Source organism: Sphaerimonospora thailandensis (genome assembly GCF_016863115.1).
GTDB lineage: Bacteria > Actinomycetota > Actinomycetes > Streptosporangiales > Streptosporangiaceae > Sphaerimonospora > Sphaerimonospora cavernae.
Genome location: NZ_BOOG01000033.1, coordinates 78,759 through 85,694 on the forward strand (window position 1 = coordinate 78,759; position 6,936 = coordinate 85,694).

The 6,936-nt window shown below is 70.2% G+C and carries 5 protein-coding genes; all 5 read left to right on the forward strand.

Annotation, left to right across the window (positions count from 1 at the left end):
* The first annotated feature begins 85 nt into the window (after nucleotides 1–85).
* Nucleotides 86–1,354, forward strand: a complete 1,269-nt coding sequence (locus tag Mth01_RS17930; protein ID WP_204017017.1) for a polyprenyl synthetase family protein — start codon at nucleotides 86–88, stop codon at nucleotides 1,352–1,354.
* Between the two features lie 82 nt (nucleotides 1,355–1,436).
* Entirely contained in the window at nucleotides 1,437–2,831 is a 1,395-nt protein-coding gene (locus Mth01_RS17935) for a family 2B encapsulin nanocompartment shell protein (protein WP_204017018.1), read from the forward strand.
* A 33-nt stretch (nucleotides 2,832–2,864) separates the two neighbouring features.
* On the forward strand, nucleotides 2,865–5,258 hold the full coding sequence (locus Mth01_RS29800; protein ID WP_239089777.1) for a terpene synthase family protein: 2,394 nt from the start codon (nucleotides 2,865–2,867) through the stop codon (nucleotides 5,256–5,258).
* Nucleotides 5,259–5,319: 61 nt separating this feature from the next.
* On the forward strand, nucleotides 5,320–6,282 hold the full coding sequence (locus Mth01_RS17945; protein WP_204017030.1) for a family 2B encapsulin nanocompartment shell protein: 963 nt from the start codon (nucleotides 5,320–5,322) through the stop codon (nucleotides 6,280–6,282).
* A 474-nt stretch (nucleotides 6,283–6,756) separates the two neighbouring features.
* On the forward strand, nucleotides 6,757–6,936 hold a 180-nt coding region (locus tag Mth01_RS17950), incomplete at its 3' end, for a hypothetical protein (protein WP_204017019.1).

Below are 6,936 nucleotides of genomic sequence, written 5' to 3' on the forward strand. Positions count from 1 at the left end.
ATTCCGCTCTCCGGAACGGCTTCTTTAACGCGTCGTGACCAAAAGATAGCGTCCTGTCATCGGGCTTCCTTGAGGGGGACTGGCGATGACGGTGGAGACCGGCCAGGCGTCGATCGGTCACGCGACCGACGAGCGGGCGGGGGACCAGAGGGCAGGAGACGAGAGGGCAGGGGACGCGGTACGGAAGACGCCACAGGACACGCCGGACGAGGCGGCGGAGCGGGTGAGGGCGCTGGTCGACCGGCGGCTCGCCCTGTTCCTCGACGAACACTCGGCTCCGGTCGCCGATCCCGAGGTGGCGACGGCCTACCGCTTCCTGCGGAACTTCATCCTCGGCGGCGGCAAGCGGGTCCGCCCGCTGCTGTGCTACTGGGGCTGGCGGGGGGCGGGCGGCGGCGACCACGAGCAGATCATCACCGTGGGGGCGGCCCTCGAGCTCTGCCACTCGGGCCTGCTCATCCATGACGACATCATGGACGGCAGCGAGTTGCGCCGAGGCCGTCCCGCCCTGCACCGCAGCCTCGCCGGCCTGCGCCCGGACCCGGGCCGCGACCCACACCGGGACCCACACCCGGACCCACGCCGGGACCCACACCCGGACCCGGACCCACACCGGGATTCACGCAGGGGAGCCGATGTGTCCGGGGAGCCGGCGGGTCCCTCGTTCGGGCAGGCGGCGGCGATCCTGCTGGGCACGCTCACGCTCGCCTGGTCCGACGAGCTGCTGTCCGGCAGCGGGGCCGAGCCGTCGCGCCTGCGGGCCGCCCACGTCCTGTTCGACCGGCTGCGGACCGAGGTGATCGCCGGTCAGTACCTGGACATCCTCGCCCAGTCGCGCGGTCCGGCGACGGTGGAGGAGGCGCTCACGGTGGTGAGGTACAAAACGGCGAAATACACCGTGGAGCGACCGTTGCAGATCGGCGGGGCCCTCGCGGGGGCGGCCCCGTCCCTGCTCGATCTCTACTCCCGGTTCGGGCTGCCCCTGGGCGAGGCCTTCCAACTGCGCGACGACGTGCTCGGAATGTTCGGCGACCCGGCCGAGACCGGCAAGCCGGTGCTCGACGACCTCCGAGAGGGAAAGCACACCCTTCTCATGGCACACGCCCGTCAACGGGCCTCCGGCAGCGACGCGCGCCACCTGTCGACCTGGCACGGCAACCCGGAGCTGACCGAGGAACGCGCCGCGGAACTACGTCAGATCGTGATCGACACGGGTGCGCTGGCCCACGTCGAGACGATGATCGGCGAGCGGGCCGGCGAGGCGCTGCGCGTGCTCGCCGCCGCGCCGATCGAGCCGTACGTCAAGGAGGGGCTGGCCGCCCTGACCGACAGGCTCGTCCACCGCTCCCGATAACCGATCCCCGCGCATCGGCGCGGATTCCCTCGAACCCATCCCACGTGATCGCATGGCACGTCAACGCAGAGGAGTGCAGGTCATGACGGAGACGACCACCTCGAACGGGCAGCCGCAGCTGAGCCTCGGCACCGCCGCCGCGCGGAACCTGGCGACGACCACCAAGTCGGTGCCCCAGATGCAGGAGATCACCTCGCGGCACCTGCTGCGCGTGCTCCCCTGGGTCCAGGTGCTGGGCGGCACCTACCGGGTCAACCGGCGGCTCAGCTACACACTGGGGGACGGGCGGATCACGTTCGTCTCCACGGGAGCGGACATCGACGTCATCCCCGCCGAGCTGTGCGAGCTGCCCGCGCTGCGCGATTTCGACGACACCGACACGCTGGAGGCGCTGGCCGGGAGGTTCAGCCAGCGGGAGTTCGAGCCGGGCGACGTGCTCGCCGCCGCGGGCATGCCCACCGACCGGGTGATCCTGATCGCGCACGGCAAGGTCAACAAGATCGAGCCCGGTCCGTACGGCGCCGACACGGTGACCGAGGTCCTGGGCGGCGGCGACCACCTCGGCGGCCGGATGCTGACCGAGGACGCGCCCGACTGGGCCTTCACCGCGAAGGCCGTCACCGGGTGCACGGCGCTGGTCCTCACCCGGCAGGCCTTCCAGGAGATCCTCGCCCAGTCGGCCGAGCTGCGGGCGCATCTGGAGGACCGGCGGCGGAACGGCCCGGAGCGCACGCTCAACGCCCACGGCGAGGCGGCGATCGAGCTGGCGGCCGGGCACGCGGGGGAGGTGGCGCTGCCCGGGACGTTCGTGGACTACGAGCTGGAGCCCCGGGAGTATGAGCTGAGCGTGGCGCAGACGGTGTTGCGGGTGCACACGCGGGTGGCGGATCTGTACAACGAGCCGATGAACCAGACCGAGCAGCAGCTGCGGCTGACGATCGAGGCGCTGCGTGAGCGGCAGGAGCACGAGCTGGTCAACAACCGCGAGTTCGGCCTGCTGCACAACGCCGACCCGGGCCAGCGCATCCACACCCGCACCGGCCCGCCGACTCCGGACGACATGGACGCGCTGCTCGCCAAGGTGTGGAAGGAGCCGAGCCACATCCTGGCGCACCCGAAGGCGATCTCCGCGTTCGCCCGGGAGTGCAACAGCCGCGGCCTCTACCCCCAGACGGTCGACTACCACGGAAACCGGGTCCCGGCCTGGCGCGGCGTGCCGATCCTGCCCTGCAACAAGATCCCGGTCAGCGACCGCGGACTGAGCTCGATCATGGCGATGCGGACCGGCGAGGCCGAGCAGGGCGTCATCGGCCTGCACCGCACCGGGCTGCCGGATGAGTACCAGCCGGGCGTGTCGGTCCGGTTCATGGGGATCAACGACAAGGCGATCATCTCGTACCTGGTGACGATCTACTACTCGGCCGCGGTGCTGGTGCCGGACGCCCTGGGTGTCATGGAGAGCGTTGAGCTCGGCTAGCGGAACCCGGGAGGAGGACGAGCCGAAAGACCGATGATGCGACCCTTCGAACTACCCGACTTCTACGTGCCGCATCCGGCCAGGATCAACCCCCACCTGGAGGGTGCGCGCAGCCACACGAAGGCCTGGGCATGGGACATGGGCATGCTCGACCCCGGCCTGGGCGTCTGGGACGAGCGGCTTCTCGACGCCATGGATTACGGGCTCATGTGCGCCTACACCCACCCCGACGCCACCGCGCCCGAGCTCGACCTGATCACCGACTGGTACGTGTGGGTGTTCTTCTTCGACGACCACTTCCTCGAGACCTTCAAACGCGGCCGGGACATGGCCGGCGCCAGGGAGTACCTGGGCCGGCTCCCGTCCTTCATGCCCGTGCGGTACGGGGACCCGGGCACGGCGGTTCCCCCCGAGCCGGCCAATCCGGTCGAGCGGGGCCTGGCCGACCTGTGGGCCCGTACGGTGCCGGGCATGTCCATGGACTGGCGGGTCAGGTTCGCCGAGAGCACCGAGCACCTGCTGAACGAGTCCCTGTGGGAGCTGTCGAACATCGACGCCGGCCGTGTCGCCAACCCCATGGAGTACATCGAGATGCGGCGGCGGGTCGGCGGCGCCCCCTGGTCGGCGAACCTCGTGGAGCACGCCGTCGGGGCCGAGATCCCCGTACGTGTCGCCGGGGCCCGGCCGCTGCTGGTGCTCAGGGACGCCTTCGCCGACGCGGTCCACCTGCGCAACGACCTTTTCTCCTACCAGCGCGAGGTCGAGGAGGAGGGCGAGCTCAGCAACGGCGTGCTGGTCTTCGAGAGGTTCCTCGGCCTGTCCGCGCAGGAGGCGGCCGACGCGGTCAACGACCTGCTCACCTCGCGGCTGCACCAGTTCGAGAACACGGCGCTCACCGAGCTGCCGCCGCTCTTCGAGGAGCACGCCCTCGACCCGGGAGAGCGCCTGGCCGTCCTCGCGTACGTGAAAGGCCTGCAGGACTGGCAGTCCGGCGGCCATGAGTGGCACATGCGCTCCAGCCGCTACATGAACGGCTCCGGCAACGGAACGGACGGTCCGGCCGATTCTCGCGCCCGCGGGCAGGTGCTGGGCGGTCCCACGGGGCTCGGCACCTCGTCCACGAACGCGCGGCTCGCCGCCGGGTGGTACGCCCCGCGTCTCCCGGGGCCGGGCCTCCCGGGGCCGGGCCTCCTGGGACCGGGCCTCCTGGGACCGGGCGGGATCAGGAGCTTCACGCATGTGCCGTACCAGCCGGCGGAGCCGCTCGCGCACCCCCGGATCTTCGCGTCCGAGATGCGGCTCAACCCGCATCTGGACCGGGCGCGCAGGGAGAGCCTGGAGTGGTCCGGGCGGATGGGGTTCTACGACCCGGTCCCGCGGGTGCCGGGGCCAGGCCTGTGGACGGCGCGCAAGAACGAGGGGTTCGACTTCGCGCTCTGCGCGGCCGCGATCGACCCGGAGATCTCCGCGGAGCAGCTGACGTTGTCGGCGGAGTGGCTCACCTGGGGGACGTACGGCGACGACTACTTCCCCGTCGCCTTCGGCCCGTTCGGCGTCATGCCCGGCGACATGGCCGGGGCCAGGGCTTTTCACGAACGGCTGCGGGCGTTCATGCCGCTGGAACCCGGGGAGGCCGCGCCGCCGGATCCGGCCAATCCGGTGGAACGCGCACTCGGGGACCTGTGGGCCCGTACGGCACGGGCCATGCCGATGGACGGCCGGCGGTCGTTCCGGGCGGCGGTGGAGAGCATGACCGAGAGCTGGCTGTGGGAGCTGGCCAACCACATGCAGAACCGCATCCCCGATCCGGTCGACTACATGGAGATGCGCCGCAGGACCTTCGGGAGTGATCTGACCAGGGCGCTGACGCGGCTCTCCCACGGCCTGCGGCTTCCCGAGGAGATCTATCGGAGCCGCACGTTCCTCGGGCTGGAGAACGCCGCGGCGGACGTCGCCTGCCTGGTCAACGACGTCTTCTCGTACCAGAAGGAGATCCAGTTCGAGGGCGAGCTGCACAACTGCGTCCTGGTCGTGCGGAGCTTCTTCGACTGCGACGTGCGCCGGGCGGAGGGCATCGTCCTCGACCTGATGGAGTCGCGGCTGCGGCAGTTCGAGCACCTGGCCGCGGTCGAGCTGCCCGTGCTGTTCGAGGACCACGGCATCGGCCCGGCGGACCGGGAGGCGCTGTCCGGCTATGTGACGGGCATGCGGACCTGGATGGCCGCCGTCCACCTGTGGCACGACCGGACCCGGCGGTACGACGAGTCGGAGCTGGCCCATCCGCCGGGACGGGGACCGATGCCGGGCGACCGCAACGGGCCGGGCGGCCTCGGCGGGCTGGGCATGGCCGCCGCGCGGATCGTTCCGTCGCCGGTCACGGACGCGATGCGAAGGATGGTGAACGATGAGGTCATCCGAAGCCGATGACTTCCCGCCGGGCCGTACGGAGCCGGGCCGTACGGAGCCGGGCCGTACGGAGGCGGGCTTCATGGAGGACGGACGGACGAGCCTGGACACCGCGGCCGCGCGGAAGCTGGCGACGACCGCCAAGTCGCCGCCGCGGACCCAGGAGATCACCGCACGCCATCTGATCCGGGTGCTGCCGTGGGTGGAGGCGACCGGCGGCGTCTACCGGCTGAACCGGCGCCGCACCTATGGCCGTCCCCTCCCCAGCCGGCTCGGTCATGGCCGATCCGGGCCGCGGGTGAACCGGTACGGCGAGGCGGCGATCGAGCTGGCGGCCGGGCACGCGGGGGAGGTGGCGCTGCCCGGGACGTTCGTGGACTACGAGCTGGAGCCCCGGGAGTATGAGCTGAGCGTGGCGCAGACGGTGTTGCGGGTGCACACGCGGGTGGCGGATCTGTACAACGAGCCGATGAACCAGACCGAGCAGCAGCTGCGGCTGACGATCGAGGCGCTGCGTGAGCGGCAGGAGCACGAGCTGGTCAACAACCGCGAGTTCGGCCTGCTGCACAACGCCGACCCCCGCCAGCGCATCAGGACCCGCACCGGCACCGGCCCGCCGACTCCGGACGACCTCGACGAGCTGCTCTGCCGGCGCAGGAAGTCCCGCTGCTTTCTGGCCCATCCCCGGGCGATCGCCGCGTTCGCCCGGGAGTGCAACAGCAGAGGCGTCTATCCCGACTCGGTGCGGGCGGGGACGGCCACCGTCATCGCGTGGCGCGGCGTGCCGATCCTGCCGTGCGACAAGATCCCGGTCAGCGACCGAGGGCTGAGCTCGATCCTCGTCATGCGGCTGGGGGAGGACGACCAGGGCGTCATCGGCCTGCACCGCACCGGGCTGCCGGACGAGTACCAGCCGGGCGTGTCCGTCCGGCTCGCCGGCGTCGACGACAGGGCGATCGCGTCCTACCTCGTCACCGCCTATTACTCGGCGGCAGTCCTGGTGCCCGACGCCCTCGGCGTCCTCGACGGAGTCGACGTCATTTAAGTCGTGTTTCACATCATTTCCTGCCGCGTATGGCCCAGATGTGGCCCAGATGGCGCAGGTCGCGCAGCTTTCTCGCAGGATCGGAACTTCCGCGGGCCCGGGTGCGGTGTCGGCGCCGCCCTACCCGCGGAAGTTCACAGGTAGACTTCAGCTAAGGGTTTCCTCCTCCGCGTCGCGATGCGTCCTTCTGGATCCACGCTCGTGAGGGACGGCATTTTTTCAACACTCCCTGGCCCAGGCCCCGACCGGGGCACTCGCCGAACGGTGATCGTGGCTTTTCATAGCGTCCGATCCATACCAGATACCTGATATCAAACGCCGGATATCGTCACTGGTGGGGTTTTTTCTGGGAATGATCCATATTTCTGAGCTATAGAAATTTGGAGGGTATTCTGTAGGTGCTCTTGGTGAAAGTTTGGGGATCGGCCCGTTTTTTCGGGCTTCTTCACCCCCCATACAGAGGAGTCACCAAGAGTGAATCCCACAATGAGGTCGGGTGCCGTCGCGGTGCTGGCGGCGGTCGCCCTGACCACGACTTCGCTGACGGCGGCCACCGCCGCCTCGGCTTCCGGCACACAGGCCGCCAACACACAGGCCTCCGCCCCCACACCGCCGCCGGCGTTCTCGCCGCCGGACGCCCAGCAGAGCAAGAGC

Excerpts from the sequence above, each read along its gene's own strand:
- Mth01_RS17930 (WP_204017017.1), top strand. The coding sequence starts at position 86 with ATGACGGTGGAGACCGGCCAGGCGTCGATCGGTCACGCGACCGACGAG.
- Mth01_RS17935 (WP_204017018.1), top strand. The coding sequence starts at position 1,437 with ATGACGGAGACGACCACCTCGAACGGGCAGCCGCAGCTGAGCCTCGGC.
- Mth01_RS29800 (WP_239089777.1), top strand. The coding sequence starts at position 2,865 with ATGATGCGACCCTTCGAACTACCCGACTTCTACGTGCCGCATCCGGCC.
- Mth01_RS17945 (WP_204017030.1), top strand. The coding sequence starts at position 5,320 with ATGGAGGACGGACGGACGAGCCTGGACACCGCGGCCGCGCGGAAGCTG.